Raw genomic sequence first — 17690 nt, 5'->3', positions numbered from 1 at the left:
GGCGGGGTAACTTGCCCGAAAAGGCCTAAAACCTTACATTGGGCCCATGACCTATATTGACGCCGCCGTCTCCCCCCAGCGCAAGACCGGGCAGATCAAGCTTCACGGCCCCGCTGCCTTCGAAGGCATGCGCAAGGCCGGGCAGCTCACCGCGCGCTGCCTCGACATGCTGACGCCCCATGTCAAACCGGGCGTGCCGACCGACAAGATCGACCAGTTGGTCTACGAGTTCGCCATGGACAACGCCGCGCTGCCGGCGACGCTGATGTACCGCGGCTACCGGAAATCGACCTGCACCTCGATCAACCATGTCGTCTGCCACGGCATTCCCAACGAGAAGCCGCTCAAGGACGGCGACATCGTCAATATCGACGTGACCTTGATCGTCGACGGCTGGCATGGCGACTCGAGCCGCATGTATACGGTCGGCGACATTCCGCGCCGCGCCGAGCGGCTGATCGAAGTGACCCATGAATCGATGATGCGCGGCATCGCGGTGATCCGCCCCGGCGCCACCACCGGCGACATCGGCCACGCCATCCAGAGCTATGTCGAGGCACAGCACATGAGCGTGGTGCGCGACTTTTGCGGCCACGGCCTCGGCCGGCTGTTCCACGACGAGCCGAACATCGTCCATGTCGGTCGTCCGGGCGAAGGCGTTGTGCTCAAGCCCGGCATGTTCTTCACGGTCGAGCCGATGATCAATCTCGGCCGCCCGCATGTGAAAGTCCTCTCCGACGGCTGGACCGCCGTGACCCGCGACCGCTCGCTATCGGCCCAGTTCGAGCACACGGTTGGCGTCACCGCCGACGGCGTCGAAGTTTTCACCTTCTCGCCCGCCGGGCTCGACAAGCCGCCTTATAAGGTCTGATTCCCGCTCCTCGGCACGAGGCCGCGAGAGGCCCTTCCCCGTTTCCGCTTATATCTCTACGATACCCGCCTTGGTTGCATCAGGCGCGGGCATGGCGGACGAGCAGCAGACATTCGACAGCGCGAACGGCCTCGCCGAGGCCGCGCCGCATTATCACGGTCACCGCGAGCGGCTGCGCGCGCGCTTCCGTAAGGCTGGCGAGGACGCTGTCAGCGACTACGAATTGCTGGAATTGGTGCTGTTCCGCGCCATTCCGCAGCGCGACGTCAAGCCGCTGGCCAAGGACCTCGTGGCGCGTTTCGGCTCCTTCGCCGAGGTAATGGCTGCGCCGCGCGCCCGCCTGAAGGAGATCAAGGGCATCGGCGACGCCGTCATCGATGAGCTCAAAATCATTCATGCCTCGGCCAAGCGCATCACGCGCGGCGAAGCGACCAAGCGCACGGTGTTGTCGTCATGGGCCAGCGTCATCGACTATTGTCGCACCGCCATGGCCTATGAGGACAAGGAACAGTTCCGGCTGCTGTTTCTCGACAAGCGCAACCAATTGATTGCCGATGAGGTGCAACAGCAAGGCACGGTAGACCACACGCCGGTTTATCCGCGCGAGGTGGTCAAGCGCGCGCTGGAACTGTCGGCCACCGCTCTGATCCTGGTTCACAACCATCCATCCGGCGATCCGACGCCATCACGGGCGGACATCCAGATGACGCAGTCGATCATCGAGGTGGCAAAACCACTCGGCATTGCCGTGCATGACCACATCATCGTCGGCAAGGACGGCCACACGAGCCTGAAGGGGATGAAGCTGATTTGAGCGTCGCGCGCACCGGACGCAGCACGACAGGCTGTGCTCCGTCCGGTGGCACAAAACGTCTACCGATACCCGCCCGCGGCGGTAATGCGTTCGCCGGTGACCCAGCCGGAATCTTCGGAAGCGAGAAAAACCGCCACTTGTGCGATGTCGTCGGGCGTTCCGAGACGGCCGAGGGGCGTGCTCGCGATCATCTGCTTTTCCATGTCGCTGCCGATGACACCGGCGGCATGCGTACCTTCTGTCTCGACACCGCCGGGGGCAATGGTGTTGACACGAATGTTGCGGCCCGCGAGTTCGGTCGAGAGTACGCGCGTCACCGAATCCAACGCGCTCTTGGTCGCGGAATAAACCGCCGTAGCGGGCAGGCTGAGCGTGCTTGCCAGCGAACTGATGTTGATGACGCTTCCGCCGGAATTGCCAAAGTGCTTCAGCGCCTCTTGCGTCGCGAGGATCGGCCCGAGCACGTTGATATTGAAGTGGCGATAGAATTCCTGCTCGTTGATGTCCTCGAGCGTAGCAAAGGCATAAACGCCGGCATTGTTCACCAGAACGTCGAGTTTGCCGAATGCCTTGGTCGATTCTGCAAACAGCCGCTTGACGTCGGCGGCCTTCGACATGTCACCCTGTACCGCGATGGCCCTGCCACCGCTGGCCGTAATCTCGTTGACGACGCGCTCCGCGCCTTCCTTGCTCGATGCATAATTGACCACCACCGACGCACCAGCGGCGGCGAACTTCCTGGCAATGCCGGCGCCGATCCCCTTCGACGCACCGGTGACGACCGCCACTTTCCCCTTCAAATCGCTCATATTTCTGCTCCAAAACTTGACAAAGCGACATCGCTTCGATAATTAGATAATTGTCTAAATATCGAATTCAAGGAGCCTCTTCCACCGAAGGGCCTGAAGGAACGTCAGTGGGGGGTGTCAGATCTCGGCGAGGCGATCGAGATAGGCGCGCATCACGTCGCGCTGAAACACAAGGCTCATGAATCTTCCGTCGCGCACGATCTCGACAAGGCCGGCGGTTTCCAGTTCCTTGATGTGGTGCGACAAGGTCGCAGCCGTCACGTCCTGCGTCTCTTGCAACGCGCTGCATGCAACGCAAGGCTGCTTGGCGGCGCCGATTTGCTTCAGGATTTCATAACGGCGCGGCTCGGCCAGCGCCCGGGCGATGCGCGCGAATTGCTTGTCCGTGAGCTGGATTTTTGGCGTAGCCATGATCAATAAATAGTCAGGATGCCCGCTCGTTGCAAGGAAGGCACAACGCAGGCCAAACGTGGGCGGCTATCGCCTGATCAAATTGACCGGTTCGTTCGTCTCCGGAATACGCCGCCAGTTGTCGCTGTCGTTTTCGACGAAACGCCACGGCGTCGTGCCCTGCGCCGGCAGCAGCTGCAGCTCGCCGCCTTCGATACGCCAGCGCGTGAAGTTCAGCTTCGCAATATCCTCGCGGCAGCCTGGCTTGACGGTCAGCCGCAGGGCGCCACCAGACGCTGCGGTGACGGACAGCGAAAGCTCACAGAGCGTCGCTTGCCCAGCGATGATCCAATCGCCGGCAACCTCCTCCGGCCGCTTCGGCGGCGGTGCAGCGGCGGCCGCGTTCTGCAGGAACAGCACGCCCACACCCGGCGTCGGCGCTTCGAACATGCCGGCCTCGACCTCGCTGAATTCGGCGAGCGTCTTGCCGGCGGCGTCGAACAGGAACAGGTTGTCATTGTCCGGATAGCGCCAGCCGCTGACGTTAGCCACAAACGGAAACAGCGCGGCGCAATTGGCGTCAAATTCGACCTTGTAGCCGCCGACGACCGGAGCATTCGTGAAGGTCGCGGTGCAGCGCCGATCGCGGTCGGCGTTGGAGAACTCCCACGAACCGATCAGCGCCTTGGCGGCATCACCCATTCCCGCCGGCTGCGCCTGAACCGGCGACAAAGCCAGGCACGCAAGGAGAAGGAGGACGATCCGTTGAGCGGTCATTTCTTTTTCGGCGTTCTGGTTTCAACTTTAGCAAAAGTATCGATGTCGGCGACATCCTTATCGTCACCGATGGCGATATAGCGTTCATCCGGCGTCTCAAAGCGTATTCGCGTTTTGCGTAAAGGATCGATTAAATCGATCGTCCAGCTTTCCTGCAACCGCCACGCTGCAATATCACCCATTACAGGGAAGACTTTGCTGCAGCCGGGCGCAACCTCGATCTGACGGCCGCCAATGGCCATCTCTTTCAGCAAGTTCACCCGGCAGCGCTTCTTGCCTTTGGCATCGCGAAGCTCCCAGGTGCCGAACACGTCGGCAAGTATAGCCGGCTCGACCCCCTTTTCATCCATCGGCTTGAGCGGCGGAAAATCAAAGGCATACGCCGCTGTTCCCGGTAGAAATAGCAAAGTCACAAGGCAAAGAGCGGCGCGCATGGCCTGTCAACATTTCGGCGGATACGGGGTCTCGGGCACCGGCGTCAGCGGCGGTTTGCCGGCCGCCCAGGCCAGAATGTTGTCGACCACCAATTGATCCATCGCCGTGCGGGTCGCTTCGCTGGCCGAACCGACATGCGGGAACAGCACGACATGCTCCATGTCGATCAGTTCCTGCGGCACCTCCGGCTCGTTGACGAACACGTCGAGGCCGGCCGAATAGATGGTTCGATTCTTCAGGGCCTCGATCAGCGCCGGCTCGTCGATAACGCTGCCGCGGGCCATGTTGATGACGACACCCTGCGGGCCCAGCGCCTTGAGCACTTCGGCATTGATCAGGTTCTTGGTCGAGGCGCCGCCCGGCACGATGATCATCAGCGTGTCGACATCGCGCGCCATGTCGACCAGCTTGGGATAATACTTGTACTCGACGCCGGCCTGCGGGTTGCGGCTGTGATAGACGACCTTGGCGTTGAACGCTTCCAAACGCTTGGCGATCGCCTTGCCGATACGGCCCATGCCAACAACGCCGACGGTGCGGCCCTGCAACGTCGCCTTGGTCAACGGATACGGCGCCTTCGGCCATTGGCCGGCGCGTACATAGCGGTCGGCCTGCGGGAATTCGCGCAACGTACAAAGCAGAAGACCGAGGGCGGTGTCCGCGACCTCCTCGTTCAGCACATCCGGTGTGTTCGTGACGACAATGCCGTGCTCGCCGGCCCATTTGGCGTCAACGTGATCGTAGCCGACGCCAAAGCTCGACACCTGCTTCAGATTCGGGAATTGCGACAGGAACGGCCCGTCGACCTTGTCATGCGTGTAGGCGAGCGCGATGGCGCCGATCTTTGGGCCCACTTCCTTGATGAAGGCGCTTTTGTCCTTGGCCTCGAGATAATGATGCAGGTTGACCTTGCTTTCGAGGCCGCCAACCAGCACCGGCTTGCGGGAACCGATCAAAAGAACATCGCGCTTCTCGTTCGCCATTATTTTTCTCCGAATGAATTTCTCTACACCAGCGCGGCGACTGGATTTTCTACCAATGATTTGAACGTCGTCATGAGATCGGCGGCCAAGTCCATGTCGACCGCACGATGGTCACATGACAATGTGACCGTCATCAAGCCAATGAATTTGATGCCGCCATCGTCAGTCTCGATTGGCGCGCGGCGCGGCTGGCCGACGGCAATCACCGAGGTAAAGGGCGGCGTCACGACAGCGGTGAACTCGCGAATGCCAGAGGCGCCTGCCAGGGCAACGGCGCTGCTCGCTCCCGCCAACGCCGCGCCCTGCGGCTCTGCGGCCTCACGGGCAATCGCCGTCAGCGTCTTCGCCGCGGCGTCACGGATTATCTTCGTCACACCGTGGCCATCAGCGCGCGTGATCAGGCCGACACCGCCGCCGGCCGCCGGCATGACGCGCTGGAGTGCCACCGCCCACGCCTTGACGGCAAAATCGCCGAGGGAGAATTCCGCGCCGGCAGATCGGGCCTCGCTCTGCATGATCAGAAGCCGGCCGATCTCAACGTCGGCAACCAAATAGAATTGTGCCGCGGCCTGCGCGGCTGCGGTTGCTGCCGGCGCCTTGTCGATGTCGGCGGCGACAATGCGGCCGTGCGGACCGGAGCCCGACAAGCGCGTCAGATCGATGCCCCGCTCGGATGCCAGGCGCCGCGCCAGCGGCGTGACATAGCTCCCGGTCGCAAGCTTCGCAGGACCGTAATTGCGTTCCGGCGTGCGCACTTCACGCCACGGCGACATGTCGGTGTAAGCGAAGTCTCGATCGGAAGTCCGTTCGTCCCCGCGAAAGCGGGGACCCAGTTCTTTCTGAGTCTGGGACTTCTGGACCCCCGCTTTCGCGGGGGCGAACGGAGGTTGAGGTGCCGCCTTTGGCGCATCAGCCTGCTTCACCTCAACAGGCTTTGCCTGCGCCTCTCCACCTCCGCCCGCAATAATCGCCACCACCGCGCCGACCTTGGCGACTTCGCCGACACCGAAGCGGATATCGGACAGAGTACCAGCGGCAATCGCCGGCACTTCCATGGACGTCTTGTCAGTCTCGATCTCGAAAAGGTTCTCGCCCGGCTTGACGGCGTCGCCGGCCTGCTTGAACCACTTCACGATCTTGCCCTCGGCAACGGTCTCGCCGAGTTGTGGCATCAGGACGTCCATACGCACCCTCTTGTTCCAGACGCGGCGCAGCGTCAAACGATGCACCGCGTCCGGGATTTTTCCATCATCAGAATTCGCAACGCCCGGGAAACGCGTTACCACGCCACCGAGATATACTGCGTCTCAAGGAACTCCTTCATGCCCTCTTGGGCGCCTTCGCGGCCGAGGCCCGACTGCTTGACGCCGCCGAATGGCGCCGCCGGATCGGAGACGAGACCGCGGTTGAGGCCGATCATGCCGAACTCGAGTTTCTCGGAAACGCGCAGGCCGCGCGACAAGTCCTTGGTGAAGAGATAGGCGACGAGACCATACTCGGTGTTGTTGGCCCGCTTGATTGCTTCGTCCTCGGTCTTGAAGGTCTGGATCGACGCAACCGGCCCGAATATTTCCTCGTTCAGCATCATGGCGCCATCCGGCACATTGGTGACGACGGTCGCCGGATAGAAGAAGCCCGGACCATCCGGCACCTTGCCGCCGGTTAGCACCTTGGCGCCCTTCGACACCGCATCGTCCACCAGCTCGATGACCTTGTCGCGGCCTTCCTTGTTGACCAGCGGGCCAACGGCAACGCCATCGTCGAGACCGTTGCCCATCTTGAGCGCGCTCATTTTGGCCGAAAGCTTCTTGGCGAACTCGTCGTGCACCTTCTCATGTACGTAGAAACGGTTCGCCGCCGTGCAGGCCTCGCCCATGTTGCGCATCTTGGCGATCATGGCGCCCTCGATGGCGGCGTCGATATCGGCATCCTCGAACACGAGGAACGGCGCGTTGCCGCCGAGTTCCATCGCCGGCTTGAGGACCTGGTCGGCGGCCTCGTGCAGCAGCTTGCGGCCGACTTCGGTCGAGCCGGTGAAGGACACGACCCGCACGCGCGGATCATGCAGCATCGCCGAAACGACCTTGCCCGACGAACGCGACGGGATGACGTTGACGACGCCGGGCGGCACGCCGGCTTCTTCCAGGGCCGGCATCAGTGCCAGCATGGTCAGCGGCGTATCGGAGGCGGGCTTGAGCACCACCGGGCAGCCGGCGGCGAGCGCCGGACCGATCTTGCGGGTTGCCATCGCCGCCGGGAAATTCCACGGCGTCACCAGAACGGCAATGCCGGCCGGCTTGTGCTGGGCGAGAATGCGAGCGCCGGAGGCCGGCGCCGTCGACAGCTGGCCGAGATTGCGCACGGCTTCCTCGGCGTACCAGCGGAAGAACTCCGCCGAATAGGCGACCTCGCCGCGCGAGTCGGTGAGCGCCTTGCCGTTCTCCAGCGTGATCAGCTTGGCGAAGCGTTCGGCGTCGCGCATGATGATCTCGAAGGCCTTGCGCAGGATTTCGGCGCGCTCGCGTGGCTTCTTCGCAGCCCAGGCCGGGAACGCGGCGTCGGCCGCGTCGATCGCGGCGATGGCATCGTCGACGGTGGCGCTAGCAACCGACGCAATGGTCTTCTCCGTCGCCGGATCGATGACGTCGAAGCGACCGCCATCTGAAGCCTTTTTCCATTTGCCGCCGATCCACAGATCGGTCGGAACACCAGCGAGAAGGTTTTCGTACATAGCCCATCCTTTTTAATCTGCTTCGTTGTTCGCGAGCCGCGAACGCCGATTCTATCGTTCCAAAATCCGGCGTCACCGTCGCCGCAGGAAATAGCAGATTTTCACTCCGCGATATTGCCGGTCAGCTCTGCAAACTGCGCCGCACGGTATCCATGATGCGTTCCGGTGTCGGCAACACGATATCTTCAAGAATGTCGGCGGCCGGCAGCGGAATATGCGGGGTGGTAATGCGCACCGGCGGGCCGTCCAGGTCGTAGAAGGCCTCGTCGGCGACGATGGACACGATTTCCGCGCCCCAGCCGCACAGCCGCGGATTTTCCTCGACCGTGAACAGCCGGTGCGTCTTCGCCACCGAACCGAGAATGGTCTGGGTGTCGAGCGGCACCAGGGAGCGCACATCGACAACCTCGCAGTCGATGCCGTGTTCCGACTGGAGGCGGTTGGCCGCCTCAACCGCGCGCGGCACCATCAGGGCCAGCGCGAGAATGGTCGCGTCGCGGCCCGGGCGCACGATCTTGGCGGTACCGAGCCTGTCCACGATCTCCCCGTCCGGTACCTCGCCCTTGGTCGGGTACAGCGACTTGTGCTCGAGGAAGATCACCGGATCAGGATCGCGCACAGCGGCAGCGAGCAGGCCGATGACATCGATCGGCGACGACGGTGCCACGACCTTGAGGCCGGGGATCATCATGCACCAGTTCTCGACACTTTGAGAGTGCTGGGCCCCGAAGCGCGAGCCGGCGCCGTTACCGGTACGCACCACCAGCGGGCACTTGGTCTGGCCGTTCGACATATAGCGGCTCTTCGGAAACTCATTGGCGATGTAGTCGAAACACACCGCGAAGAAGTCCGAGAACATGATTTCGGCGATCGGCTTCAGGCCCGTCATCGCCGCGCCCATGGCGGCGCCAAGAATAGCCTGCTCCGAGATCGGCGTATCGCGTACGCGCAACGGACCGAACTGCTCGTAGAGTCCGACCGTCGCCTTGAATACGCCGCCGGCCTTGGCCACATCTTCGCCCAGGAAGACGACATCGTTGTCGCGCGCCATTTCCTGCGCAATGCCGCGGATCACCGCGTCACGATAGGTGATTTCCGCCATGTCAGTTTCTCATTCTCAATTGCGCCATGCCCAGCCGCCGTCGGCGTAGACATCGGTGGTGAGGATATCGAGCGGCGGCATTGGTGCGGCCTTGCAGGCTTCGGTCGCGTCGTCGACTTCCTTGCGAACGCTCGCGTCGATATCGGCGATGACCTTGTCGCCGACGCCGAACTGCTTGAGCCGCTCGCGATAGATCTTGATGGGATCGCGCTCCTTCCACTTTTCCAGCTCGCCCTCAGGGCGATACTTGGCCGGGTCGGCGCGCGAATGGCCGCTGTGGCGATAGGTCAGCGCCTCGATCAGCGACGGCCCCTCGCCCGCCCGGGCATTCGCATAGGCTTTCTGCGCGGTGCGATAGACGACGTCTGCGTCGTTGCCGTCGATGATGATGCGCTCGAGGCCGTAGGACGCGGCGCGGTCGGCGGCCGGATGCGGCACCGCCGTGACGTCGCCAATCGGCGTGTATTCCATGTAAAGATTGTTTTCGCAGACGAAGACCACCGGCAGCTTCCACACCGCCGCAAAGTTCAGCGCCTCGTGGAAGGCGCCGATATTGGTGGTGCCGTCGCCGAAGAAGCAGACCGACACGTCCTTGTCGCCTTTGTATTGCGCGCGCCAGGCAGCACCGCAGGCGATCGGAAGATGCGCGCCGATGATCGCGTAGGAGCCCATGACGCCGTGCTCTTCCGACGTCAAATGCATCGAGCCGCCTTTGCCGCGCATCAGGCCATTGTCACGCTGCATCAGCTCGCCGAGCACTTTCTCGACCGAGACCCCGCGCGCCAGCGTGTGGGCGTGCCCACGATACGTGCAGAACGATAGGTCGCCCTTCTGCATCGCCTCGGCAAAGCCGGTGGCGACCGCCTCCTGCCCCAGCGACAAATGGCTGGTGCCCTTGACCAGGTTCTGCAGGAACAGATCGTAAGCGCGCTGCTCGGCCTCGCGGATGCGGAGCTGCGAGCGATAAATCGCCAGCCGCTTGTCCTCGCCGATATCGTCGTTCAGCCCCGCGCCGGGGGGCACGGACGCGCGATCCTGCGCTGTCGCCATGGGATTTCCTCGCATTCCGGAAGGCTTGTTATTTTTTGTCGGGACGAAACTTAGCCTCGATGGCCGCGGACCCGCAACTGCCGTTCCGGCAGGCCGCCTATTGGTTTTCTTCGGCCTGGATCATGGTCTTGCCCACCTTTCGCTCGTAATGCAGCAGGTAGAGGCCCGAGCCAATAACGACAACGCTGCCCACAATGGTCCAGAAGTGGGGCACGTCGCCGAAGACCAGAAAGCCGAGCGACGAGGTCCAGACCATCTGCGTGTAGATGAACGGAGACAGCGTCGAGGCCGGGGCGAGGCGGTGGCCGCGCACCAGAAGATAGTGACCGAAGCCGCCAAAGAAACCGGTCATGCCCATCAGGAAGGCGAGGAAGATGCTCTGCGGCGTTGACCAGACGAAGTAGACCACCGGCGTCAGCACAACCGCGCCGACCATGTTGGTGTAAAACGTCGTCGTCTCGGTTGAGTCCGTTCGCGCCAGAAGCCGCGTCGAAACCGAATACAGCGTGTAACAGATGGCGCCTGCGACCGAGAGCAACGCCGCAGGATGCATGCCGCCGATTCCGGGCCGCGTCACAATAAGGACGCCGACAAAGCCGATGCCGATGGCAATCCAGCGATGCGAGCCGACACGTTCACCGAGGACCTGGCTGCCAAGCACCGCGACCAGGAACGGCGTTGCAAACAAAATCGCCAACGCTTCGTCGAGTTGAAGATAACGCACGGCGAAGAAGTTCAGCGCGGACGAACCGAGCAGCAGTATTGACCGGCCGATCTGCAGCAACGGGCGCTGCGTCACCATCATGCCGGGCCGCTTGAACGGGTTGAGAAAGATCAGCACCAGCACGAACGCGCCGGTGTAGCGCGCCCACGTGATCTGCAATGGGTCCATGGACTGAACGAGGTATTTCGCCGTCGTATCAAGACACGAGAATGTCGCCACGGCACCGCACATGAGTGCGATGCCGGTAAGACGTTGACGGCGAAGGGTTGCCTCGTCGATCAATAGGTCGCCCGCCCACCCGAAATGTCGAACACCGCGCCGGTCGTGAAGGAGCAATCCTGCGAAGCGCAGAACGCCGCCAGCGCCGCAACTTCATCGACGTTGACGAAACGGGCGCGCGGGATCTTGGACAGCATGAAATCGATATGCTGCTGCGTCATCTGATCGAAGATCGCAGTGCGCGCCGCCGCCGGTGTGATGGCGTTGACCGAAATATCCTTGCCGGCCGTTTCCTTGGCCAGCGACTTCGTCAGCGCGATGACGCCGGCCTTCGACGCCGAATAGGCCGAGGCGTTCGGGTTGCCTTCCTTGCCGGCGATCGAGGCTATATTGACGATGCGGCCATAGTTCTGCGCAACCATGCCCGGCACCACCGCCTTGCAGCAATAGAACTGGCTGTCGAGATTGATGGTCATTACCCGCTTCCATTCATCGATCGGGTATTCCGCCACGGTCGTATTCATGCCGGCGATGCCGGCATTGTTGACCAGGACGTCGATGCGACCGAAGGCCTTTGTCGTCGCATCGCGTGCGCGCTCGACGCTGGCAAAATCGGTGACGTCAACGGCAATAACTTCGACGCGGCCCTTGAGCTCGCCCGCCGTCTTCTTCGCCAGCGGCTCGTCGCGATCCCAGATCGCCACCGCCGCGCCCGACGCCAGAAAGCGCTCGACGATGGCCCGGCCGATGCCCTGCGCGCCGCCCGTGACGACCGCGAAGCGGCCCTTGAGATCGATGGTGTTGGACATGATGTGCTTCCCCCGGGACTGATTTGTTTTGACTTGTCAGATGGTATAATCGGTTTGACGGGGGAAATGCAGCCTCCCCGTGAGATAGCTGCCATCCACCCGGGACGGCATCCAAGACTGCACCTTGGCAAGCGCCGTTCAAGACGGCTTGGGCTCGCGACCATGGATGGCCCGATTCTCGCACTTTTCGTCCTCTCGACTTTCGTCGGGGGCATTGTCAGCGGGCTGGCCGGCTTCGCCATGGGACTGGTCGTGTCCGGCGTCTGGCTGCACATCCTGACCCCCGCCCAGACGGCGGCGCTGATCGTCGGTTACGGCATTCTGGTGCAGAGCTACAGCATCTGGAAGCTGCGCGGCGCGCTCAGCCTATCCACGTTGGCGCCATTCATTGGCGGAGGCCTGTTTGGAGTTCCTCTCGGTGCGGCGCTGCTCGGCTATATCAGGCCGGACTTTGTGCGGGATGGCGTCGGCGTGCTGCTGATCGGCTACTCGAGCTATTTCCTGATCCGGCCGCATGTCCACAGCGTCAGGCCATCCTTGCCGGCGGATATCACGGTCGGATTCGTCAACGGCATTCTCGGCGGCATGACCGGACTGGCCGGACCGATCATCACCATCTGGTGCCAGTTGCGCGGCTTTCGCCGGGACGAGCAGCGCGCCGTGTTTCAGCCGGTGATCCTTGCCTCGTTCGTGTTGACGGCGCTTTCGTTGACCGTCAACGGCACGGTCACAAAGGACCTGATGCTCGTCTATCTTTACGGCCTGCCGGCGCTCGGCGCCGGCCTGTGGCTTGGACTGAAATTATACGGTCATCTCGACGAGCATACTTTCCGCAAGGTAATTCTCATCCTGCTGATGCTGTCGGGGCTCGTTCTGGTATTCGGCTGATCCGGCTTGAAGCAACGCAAATTTATGACTACTGTTGTGATGTGGGGCCTGCAGCGGTCGCCCCGCGCTTCAGGCATCACAGCCCAAGCACCGCTTCCTTCGCTATCGGAGGAAGATGATGCTGGCGTCTGATTTTTCGATCCATCCCCAAAAACTCTGGAATTTACTGGCGACGCCGCTTGCGCCGCAGATCGTCGACGTGCGGCGGCGCGACGTTTACGAAAGCGTATCCGGCTTCATACCGGGCTCGGTCTGGCGCGAGCCGACCGCCTATGCCGATTGGATCGGCACGCTTGACCGCATGCGTCCCGTCGTCGTCACCTGCAAGCTCGGCAAGGAACTGAGCCAGGTTATCGTCAGCGAGCTGCGGGGCCAGGGCTATGATGCGGCCATGCTCGCTGGCGGCCAGGGCGCCTGGGCCGACGCTGGCTTGCCCCTGATCAATCGCTCGAGCACCGATCGGCTGATGCCGCGACGACCATCATTGTGGGTGACACGGCGGCATCCCAAGATCGATCGCATCGCCTGCCCTTGGCTGATCCGGCGCTTCATCGATCCCGCGGCGCGATTTGTCTTTGTCGATCCGCCATACGTTGCCGACGCCGCGGCGAACTTCGACGCCATTCCGTTCGACATCGATGGCGTCGAAATATCGCACCGGAACGACCGCTGCAGCTTCGGCACGCTTCTCGACATATTCGGACTCGCCAACGAGCCGTCGCTGGCCCGCCTTGCCCTGATCGTGCGCGGCGCCGACACCGCGCGTCACGATCTCGCGCCGGAAGCGAGCGGATTGCACGCGATTTCGCTCGGACTCTCGACGCTCGCCCGCGACGACGACCATGGGCTTCTGGATATGGGCTTTACGATTTACGATAGCCTGTTCGCATGGCTGCGCTTTGCCGCCGACGAAAAACACAATTGGCCAAGCAAGGTAGCATGACGATGGAAGCGACCGGACAACCTTCGATCAAACCGACCTTCAGTGAAGCACTCAGAATGTGGTTCAAGATCGGCTGCCTGTCATTCGGCGGACCGGCCGGGCAGATTGCGCTGATGCACCGCACCGTCGTCGACGAGAAAAAATGGCTCGATGAGCCGCGCTTCCTGCACGCGCTGAACTTCTGCATGCTGTTGCCTGGGCCGGAGGCGCAACAGCTCGCGACCTATATCGGCTGGCTGATGCACGGCGTACGCGGCGGACTGGTCGCCGGCATTCTGTTCGTATTGCCCGGCGCGCTGGTGATGCTGGGCCTGAGCCTGCTCTACGTATATGGCCGTGGCATCGGCATCGTCGATGGCGCGTTGTACGGCATCAAGGCTGCGGTGCTGGTGATCGTCGTCGAGGCGCTGCTTCGCATCGGCAAACGCGCGCTGAAGTCGGCGTGGCTGGCCGCCGTCGCCGCGGCGGCCTTCATCGGCATCTTCTTTCTGGCGCTGCCGTTTCCCTTGATCGTCGGTGGTGCGGCCATGATCGGCTTTGTCGCCACGCGACAGGTCGAGACGAAGGCGGCCGACAATGACAACGCCGCGCCGCGCCGGCAGGGACGATGGCGGCAGGCCGCATGGGCTGTGGCCATTGGCCTGTCATTATGGTGGCTGCCGGTGCTGTTCGCGGCGCTGGCTTTGGGGCCGCAGCATGTCCTGGTCACGGTCGGCCTGTTCTTCTCGAAGCTCGCTGTCGTCACCTTCGGCGGCGCCTATGCCGTGCTCGCCTACATGGCGCAGCAGGCGGTCGAAGCCCATGGCTGGCTCAGCGCGCCGGAGATGGTCGATGCGCTCGGCCTCGCCGAAACGACGCCAGGGCCGCTGATCCTGGTGACGCAATTCGTCGGCTTTCTCGCGAGCTTCCGCGATGCTGCACCGTTCACGCCGCTGATCGCCGGCATTCTCGGAGCGGCGCTGACACTATGGGTGACTTTCGTGCCATCGATCATGTGGATTCTGGCCGGCGCCCCCTTCATCGAGGAGCTGCGCGCCAACAAGAGGCTCGCCGGCGCGCTCTCCGCCATCACCGCCGCGGTGGTCGGCGTCATCCTCAACCTGTCGGTCTGGTTTGCGCTGCATGTTCTGTTTGGCGACGTGACGGAGATGCACACCGGAATCGTGCGATGGTACGCCTTCGATCCAGCGGCGCTCGATCAGCGCATCGCCCTTCTGGCGGTGACAGCGGCGATCCTCACATTCCGTTTCCACCGCAGTCTGATCGAAGTGATCGGCGTGATGGCGCTCCTCGGCATGATCGCCCGGATGACGTGATCAGCGCTCCTCCTTCACTTCACTCTCGTGCCAGCGCCGCAGCACCAGATGCGACAGAGCCGACAACACGGCAAAGATGGCGACGCCGGCGAGCGACAACAGCAGCAACGCCGCGAACATGCGGGGAATGTTGAGCCGGTAGCCGGACTCGGCAATGCGATAAGCAAGACCCGACCCGGCGCCGGCCGAACCCGCAGCAATTTCGGCGACTACGGCGCCGATCAGGGATAGACCGCCGGCAATGCGCAGGCCAGCAAGAATCTGCGGCAGCGCCGCCGGCAGCATCAGCCGCACCAGAACTTGCCAGCGCGATGCCTTGTACAGCGCGAACAGCGCCACAAGATTGCGATCGACCGAGCGCAGGCCGAGCGTCGTATTGGCCAGCACTGGAAAGAAGGCGACGATCCAGGCACAGGCCAGCACCGCCAGATGCTGCGGCAGATAGATCAGGAGCAGCGGCGCGATCGCGACCACCGGCGTCACCTGCAGCACGACGGCGTAGGGATAGAAAGAATATTCGACGACGCGCCACTGATTGAAGACGACCGCCCAGAAAATGCCGCCGATGGCAGCGAGCGCAAAACCCTCGATTGCAAGCGTGAGGGTCACCACAAGCGAATCGAACAGCAGGCCGCGATCGCCGATCAGCGCACCTGCGACGAGTCCCGGTCCGGGCAGCACGTAAGGCGGAATGGCGAACACGCGCACCGCCATGTCCCATGCCGCGATGGCGCCGGCCAGCAGCAGCACCGGCAGCACCGTCCGGACAAGGCCGCTCTCCTTCATGGCTGCGCCCCCATGGCGGCCGCGAGCACGTCCGCAACCTTGCGACAATAGCCGGCATAGGCCGCCGAGGTTCGGAAGCATTCGTCGCGCGGATAAGGCGCATCGATCGGCACCTCGGCGAAGATGCGGCCCGGCCGCGACGTCATCACGACGATGCGTTGCGACAGAAACACCGATTCGAAGACCGAGTGCGTGACGAAAACCACGGTCCGGCGCAAGGTCTGCCACAGCGACAGCAGTTCGTTGTTGAGCTTGAAGCGCGAGATCTCGTCGAGCGCGGCGAAAGGTTCGTCCATCAGCAACAGCGACGGCTCGGTGACCAGCGCCCGCGCAATCGATACGCGCATTTTCATGCCGCCGGACAGCTCGCGCGGATAGGACGCTGCGAAGTCGGCAAGACCGACATGGTCGAGAATGCTCGACACGGCGCGCCCGGCTGCCTCGGCGTCGGCGTGGGCGAGCGACAATGGCAGTTCGACATTGCCGGCCACCGTCGCCCACGGCATCAAGGTCGGCTCCTGAAACACGAAGCCAATGTCACCCACAGCCGTTTTGGCCGCACGGCCCGCCGGCCATTCGACCGCGCCGCTCGTCGGCTCACTCAGGCCGGCGACGATCCGCAAGGCCGTTGATTTGCCGCAGCCCGAGGGGCCGAGCAGCGACACGAACTCGCCTTCGCGGATGTCGAGATCGAGGCCGGCCAACGCCGCCGTGCCGCTGTCGTAGATCTTGCCGACGTCGCGGAGCGAGACGATTGAGTTTGCCATGATGGCGCGCTTGGTGCGGGCCTACTTCGGTCGCAGATTGAGGCCGACGCCCTTGTTCACGAATTGCAGCGTGAAGGCCTTCTTGTAATCGAGGCCGGCCTTGACGACGCCGGTGCGCACCATCTTGTCGTAGAAAGCATGCATGCGCGCATCTGTCATGGCGCCAATGCCGAACTTCAGCGTGTCGCCGGAATCGACGATGCCATATTCCTTCATCCGGGCGACCGAGTTGGCCAGCAACGCATCGGTCATCTCGGGATTGTGCTGCTTGATCAGGTCGTTCGCCGCTTTGTTGTCGTGATAAAGATAGTTGTACCAGCCGATCGCCGAGGCATCGACGAACTTCTGCACCATGTCCGGCTCCTTCGCGACCAGATCCGTCCGCGTCTCGATCAAGGTCGAGTAGCTGTTGAAGCCGTAATCGGCGAGCAGGAAGATCTTGGGCTTGAATTTGGCCTGCTGCTCAATGGCGTAAGGTTCCGACGTCACGTAGCCCTGCATCGCGCTTTTCTCGTCGGCGAGAAAGGGCTGCGGATTGAAGGTGTAGGGCTTCACGCTGCGCTCGGTGAAACCGTAGTCGGCCTTGAGCCACTGATAATAGCTCGCCATGCCTTCCTTGGAAATGAAAAGCGTCAGGTTCTTGAGATCGTCGAGCGTATTGGCCATGCCCGGGTGCGTGATCAGCACTTGCGGGTCCTTCTGAAACGAGGCCGCGACCGCGATGGTCGGGACCTTCTGCTCGACGGCGTCGAAGCTCTGCAGCGAGTTCGCGCTCATGAAGAAGTCGATCTTGCCGACCGGCAGCAGGATGCGGTTGTTGACGTTGGGCCCGCCCGGCACAATCTCGACGTCGAGGCCGTACTTCTTGTAGGTGCCGTCGGCCACGGCCTGGTAGAAACCGCCGTGTTCGGCCTGCGCGACCCAGTTGGTGCCAAAGCGCACTTTGCGCAGCTCAGGGCCTTCCTTCTTGGCCGGCGCGGCGGGCGACGAGGCCACGGCAGGGGCGATGGCGGCCAACGCGGCAACGGACAACACAGACAATATCGTAAGGGCGCGGCGCATGGCGGGGCTCTCTGCTCGTTCGCGGTAGGCTGATTCGGTGCTTCGGTGTCCGGCGCCACAGGATAGCGTGCGGCTGCAGACAACGTAAGGCCTGACAATAAAGCTATTCTCGCATCTCCTTGGGAGTCTCGGGTGGCTTCAGTTCGACCTTCTCGCCAATTCTGTTCCTGTCCGAGTTCTTCCATGGCACTGTGATTCCAGTGTCGTCATGCGT

At 62.7% G+C, this 17690-nt stretch carries 19 protein-coding genes; 5 read left to right on the top strand and 14 right to left on the bottom strand.

Annotated elements, in window-relative coordinates; all coding sequences use genetic code 11:
• The first annotated feature begins 46 nt into the window (after positions 1–46).
• On the top strand, positions 47–871 hold the full coding sequence (gene map / locus DXH78_RS07300; RefSeq protein ID WP_115516421.1) for a type I methionyl aminopeptidase: 825 nt from the start codon (positions 47–49) through the stop codon (positions 869–871).
• A complete protein-coding gene (radC, locus tag DXH78_RS07295) occupies positions 795–1685 on the top strand; it encodes a RadC family protein (protein WP_430727471.1) in 891 nt (296 codons plus the stop codon). Before map ends, radC begins: the two co-directional genes overlap by 77 nt.
• Positions 1686–1744: 59 nt before the next feature.
• Here the strand turns inward: radC and DXH78_RS07290 are convergent, their stop codons facing one another.
• From DXH78_RS07290 to DXH78_RS07240, 11 genes are all read right to left on the bottom strand, one after another.
• Complete coding sequence (locus DXH78_RS07290; RefSeq protein WP_115516419.1) at positions 1745–2494, bottom strand: SDR family NAD(P)-dependent oxidoreductase; 750 nt, start codon at positions 2492–2494, stop codon at positions 1745–1747.
• A gap of 117 nt (positions 2495–2611) precedes the next feature.
• Positions 2612–2905, bottom strand: coding sequence for an ArsR/SmtB family transcription factor (locus DXH78_RS07285; RefSeq protein WP_115516418.1), 294 nt, complete (start codon positions 2903–2905; stop codon positions 2612–2614).
• Between the two features lie 66 nt (positions 2906–2971).
• Positions 2972–3661: an AprI/Inh family metalloprotease inhibitor gene (locus DXH78_RS07280; RefSeq protein WP_115516417.1), complete on the bottom strand. Its 690-nt coding sequence runs from the start codon at positions 3659–3661 to the stop codon at positions 2972–2974.
• Positions 3658–4095 carry an AprI/Inh family metalloprotease inhibitor gene (locus tag DXH78_RS07275; protein ID WP_115516416.1) on the bottom strand — a complete coding sequence of 146 codons (438 nt, stop codon included), beginning with the start codon at positions 4093–4095 and terminating at the stop codon, positions 3658–3660. The genes DXH78_RS07280 and DXH78_RS07275 overlap by 4 nt, the downstream gene beginning before the upstream one ends.
• 6 nt (positions 4096–4101) lie before the next feature.
• Positions 4102–5079 carry a 2-hydroxyacid dehydrogenase gene (locus DXH78_RS07270; protein ID WP_115516415.1) on the bottom strand — a complete coding sequence of 326 codons (978 nt, stop codon included), beginning with the start codon at positions 5077–5079 and terminating at the stop codon, positions 4102–4104.
• A 23-nt stretch (positions 5080–5102) separates the two neighbouring features.
• Complete coding sequence (locus DXH78_RS07265) at positions 5103–6263, bottom strand: 2-oxo acid dehydrogenase subunit E2 (RefSeq protein WP_147292582.1); 1161 nt, start codon at positions 6261–6263, stop codon at positions 5103–5105.
• Positions 6264–6358: 95 nt separating this feature from the next.
• A complete protein-coding gene (locus tag DXH78_RS07260) occupies positions 6359–7810 on the bottom strand; it encodes an NAD-dependent succinate-semialdehyde dehydrogenase (protein WP_115516413.1) in 1452 nt (483 codons plus the stop codon).
• A gap of 121 nt (positions 7811–7931) precedes the next feature.
• A complete protein-coding gene (locus DXH78_RS07255) occupies positions 7932–8912 on the bottom strand; it encodes an alpha-ketoacid dehydrogenase subunit beta (protein WP_115516412.1) in 981 nt (326 codons plus the stop codon).
• Between the two features lie 15 nt (positions 8913–8927).
• Positions 8928–9962, bottom strand: coding sequence for a thiamine pyrophosphate-dependent dehydrogenase E1 component subunit alpha (locus DXH78_RS07250; protein WP_115516411.1), 1035 nt, complete (start codon positions 9960–9962; stop codon positions 8928–8930).
• 97 nt (positions 9963–10059) lie between these two features.
• Positions 10060–10968: a DMT family transporter gene (locus tag DXH78_RS07245; RefSeq protein WP_245416759.1), complete on the bottom strand. Its 909-nt coding sequence runs from the start codon at positions 10966–10968 to the stop codon at positions 10060–10062.
• The gene (locus DXH78_RS07240) at positions 10965–11714 is read right to left on the bottom strand and encodes an SDR family NAD(P)-dependent oxidoreductase (protein ID WP_115516410.1); all 750 of its coding nucleotides are present in this window, start codon (positions 11712–11714) and stop codon (positions 10965–10967) included. Before DXH78_RS07240 ends, DXH78_RS07245 begins: the two co-directional genes overlap by 4 nt.
• 162 nt (positions 11715–11876) lie before the next feature.
• Here DXH78_RS07240 and DXH78_RS07235 point away from each other — a divergent pair, with 162 nt between their 5' ends.
• The 3 genes from DXH78_RS07235 to chrA all read left to right on the top strand — a co-directional run bounded on the left by DXH78_RS07235 (position 11877) and on the right by chrA (position 14861).
• Positions 11877–12602 (top strand): sulfite exporter TauE/SafE family protein, encoded by a 726-nt coding sequence (locus DXH78_RS07235; protein ID WP_115516409.1) that lies wholly within the window; start codon positions 11877–11879, stop codon positions 12600–12602.
• Positions 12603–12720: 118 nt separating this feature from the next.
• Positions 12721–13545 carry a chromate resistance protein ChrB domain-containing protein gene (locus tag DXH78_RS07230; protein ID WP_115517779.1) on the top strand — a complete coding sequence of 275 codons (825 nt, stop codon included), beginning with the start codon at positions 12721–12723 and terminating at the stop codon, positions 13543–13545.
• Positions 13524–14861, top strand: a complete 1338-nt coding sequence (chrA, locus tag DXH78_RS07225) for a chromate efflux transporter (protein ID WP_245416758.1) — start codon at positions 13524–13526, stop codon at positions 14859–14861. Before DXH78_RS07230 ends, chrA begins: the two co-directional genes overlap by 22 nt.
• Here the strand turns inward: chrA and DXH78_RS07220 are convergent, their stop codons facing one another.
• Genes DXH78_RS07220 through DXH78_RS07210 form a run of 3 tightly spaced genes read right to left on the bottom strand, consistent with a single transcriptional unit; the run spans position 14862 to position 17476 of the window.
• Positions 14862–15647, bottom strand: a complete 786-nt coding sequence (locus tag DXH78_RS07220; protein ID WP_115516407.1) for an ABC transporter permease — start codon at positions 15645–15647, stop codon at positions 14862–14864.
• Positions 15644–16414 (bottom strand): ABC transporter ATP-binding protein, encoded by a 771-nt coding sequence (locus DXH78_RS07215; RefSeq protein WP_115516406.1) that lies wholly within the window; start codon positions 16412–16414, stop codon positions 15644–15646. Before DXH78_RS07215 ends, DXH78_RS07220 begins: the two co-directional genes overlap by 4 nt.
• A gap of 21 nt (positions 16415–16435) precedes the next feature.
• Positions 16436–17476 carry an ABC transporter substrate-binding protein gene (locus DXH78_RS07210; protein ID WP_115516405.1) on the bottom strand — a complete coding sequence of 347 codons (1041 nt, stop codon included), beginning with the start codon at positions 17474–17476 and terminating at the stop codon, positions 16436–16438.
• Positions 17477–17690 lie beyond the last annotated feature (214 nt).

Source organism: Undibacter mobilis, assembly GCF_003367195.1.
In the GTDB taxonomy this organism is placed as follows: domain Bacteria; phylum Pseudomonadota; class Alphaproteobacteria; order Rhizobiales; family Xanthobacteraceae; genus Pseudolabrys; species Pseudolabrys mobilis.
Note: the sequence above shows the minus strand (reverse complement) of the source record. Positions and strands in the feature narration are given on the sequence as shown.